This window comes from Desulfocurvus sp. DL1XJH-121 (assembly GCF_054819825.1).
Genome location: NZ_JBTVWW010000207.1, coordinates 1 through 236, shown reverse-complemented (window position 1 = coordinate 236; position 236 = coordinate 1). Strand labels below are relative to the sequence as shown.

Sequence of the window (236 nt, the reverse complement as noted above, 5' to 3'; positions counted from 1 at the left end):
AAACCTTGTCAAGCCAGAGCGCCAGCGCTTTGGCAATATTTCTCTGGTCATTTTGGGAGCTGACTCGCGAAAGAAACTCTGATTATTCGACGATTAAAAATTAACACCATGATAAACGGAGAGAATTTTCTAAGCGGAAAGAATCTGATTAAAAACCTGACGAACTGGCGATTAATTAACTCATTACTTCCTTCTGCAAGCCATGTCTCATTTTTCAGCTCGGCAATCTCAGGGCT

The 236-nt window shown here is 41.5% G+C and carries 1 protein-coding gene; it reads right to left on the bottom strand.

The genetic code is table 11. The annotated features are described in order from the left end of the window. Positions 1–47 precede the first annotated feature (47 nt). Positions 48–236: hypothetical protein (locus ACYYG1_RS17895; protein WP_461211681.1), on the bottom strand; the 189-nt coding region annotated here is incomplete at its 5' end.